The following is a 2,088-nucleotide window of genomic DNA, read 5'->3' on the forward strand; positions in this document are numbered from 1 at the left end:
AGCGCGTTATGTTCTGCTTTAGGCGAGTTTATTGAGCGTCTTAATAATAACTTTTTTTATAACGATCAATTCTTTGGTACTGAAATCGCCAATAGCGAATTTGTGCATTACCCGAATGAGAAATGGTTCGCGCTAGAAGAAGATGATGCTCTGCCTACTGGCATTTTAGATGAGTACTGTTTAGACATTTATAACCCCGATGAAGAGTTATGTGGCTCACATTTAATTGATACTAACTCAGGCAATAAAGATCGTGGCATTTGTGCTATTCCATACACGCGTCAGTCCGATGGGGAAACGGTCTATTTCCCGTCTAACCTTATTGAAAACTTATTTTTAAGCAATGGCATGAGTGCAGGTAATAACTTGCAAGAAGCTCATGTACAGTGTTTATCTGAAATTTTTGAACGTGCAGTTAAACGTCAAATTATCGAACAAGAAATTGTACTACCCGATGTGCCAATGGCAGTACTAGAGAAATTCCCAAGTATTTTAGCGGGCATTAAAGGGCTTGAAGAGCAAGGCTTTCCTATTGTAGTGAAAGACGCTTCTTTAGGCGGTCAATTTCCTGTTATGTGCGTGACCTTAATGAACCCACGTACTGGTGGTGTTTTTGCCTCGTTTGGTGCACACCCTAGCTTTGAAGTGGCATTAGAGCGCAGCTTAACCGAGTTGTTACAAGGCCGCAGCTTTGAAGGCTTAAACGATGTGCCAAAGCCAACGTTTAACAGCATGGCAGTGACTGAACCAGAAAACTTTGTTGAACACTTTATTGATTCAACTGGGGTTATCTCTTGGCGCTTCTTTAGCAGTAAGTTTGATTATGAATTCTGTGAATGGGACTTTAGCGGTACCAGTGAAGAAGAAGCCAGCGGTTTATTTGGTATTTTAGAGGCCATGGGCAAAGAAGTGTACATTGCCGAATTTACTGATTTAGGTGCTTCTGCGTGTCGTATTTTAGTGCCTGAATATTCAGAAGTGTATCCTGTAGATGACTTGATTTGGGACAATACCAATAAGTCTTTAAACTACCGTGAAGATATCTTAAATCTGCATTCATTAAGCACTAAAGCGTTAGGTAAGTTAGTTAATCGCTTAGAAGAAAGTCAATTAGATAACCACACCGATATCCGTACGTTAATTGGCATTGTGTTTGATGAGAACACGGTTTGGGGCCAGTTAACCATTATCGAACTGAAGATTTTGATTTATCTTGCATTAGGCTCGCACGAAGACGCTATTGAATTGGTTGGTGAGTTCTTACAGTTTAACGACAATACCGTTCAACGAGGTCTGTTTTATCAAGCTGTGAATGCGGTATTGGAAGTGACTTTAGATGAAGACTTAGAGCTTGAACACTTTATTGGCAACTTTAACCGCATGTTCGGTAAAGAAGTTATGGACAATGTTGTCGGTTCGGTTAATGGCACAGTACGCTTTTATGGCCTGAGCAAAACCAGCATGAATCTCGAAGGTATTGAGCCACATTTACGTTTGATCGAAAGCTACAAAAAACTGCATCAAGCGCGTAAAGCAAACCTTAGTATCTAATTTATTGGTTCTGTTTTGCATAGTAAAAAGCCCGTCACTTATGTGGCGGGCTTTTTTGTCGCACTATATTATGAAGGAGTGACGTGCTTACTGTTTGTCTAAATAACTTTCTACAGCAGTGGCTCTATCTTCGGCATGCTCTATTAGCTCATCGATAGCACGATAAAAATCGCTACTGCTTTCTAAAAAGCTATACCCAGATACTTCAGTGGTCGCATAAGGAGCAATCAGTGCAGAGTAAGCATTGTAGCTTGCTTGCATTTTATTGGTTTCGAATGCATCGCTGATAACCTCAAGTAAAAACTGGTTGTAGCGGTCACGGTATACATCATCTGCGTGCAGTTTTGATATGAGTGGCCAGCTGTTTGAGTTGAGGTCAGAGAAGTCTAACGACAATGCGCCACCTTGTTTCCCGTCTTGCAATGCTTCGTTGTTGTCCCAAGGTATCCAGGTCAGTTTTGAATTGTCTGGATTGCTATATAAATAGTAGTTGTGTGGCATTAAGCCGTAAGTGTCCCAGTTTTGAATGATGCCATT

2 protein-coding genes are annotated in these 2,088 nt (G+C 40.8%); one reads left to right on the top strand and one right to left on the bottom strand.

Annotated features, from left to right (window positions below):
• Positions 1 to 1,551 (top strand): OsmC domain/YcaO domain-containing protein (locus CXF78_RS15085; protein WP_102037257.1); only part of this gene is annotated, 1,551 nt, incomplete at its 5' end.
• An 87-nt stretch (positions 1,552 to 1,638) separates the two neighbouring features.
• Here CXF78_RS15085 and CXF78_RS15090 read toward each other — a convergent pair.
• Positions 1,639 to 2,088: CotH kinase family protein (locus tag CXF78_RS15090; RefSeq protein ID WP_180957164.1), on the bottom strand; the 450-nt coding region annotated here is incomplete at its 5' end.

The organism is Shewanella sp. 11B5, from assembly GCF_002836795.1.
In the GTDB taxonomy this organism is placed as follows: domain Bacteria; phylum Pseudomonadota; class Gammaproteobacteria; order Enterobacterales; family Shewanellaceae; genus Shewanella; species Shewanella frigidimarina.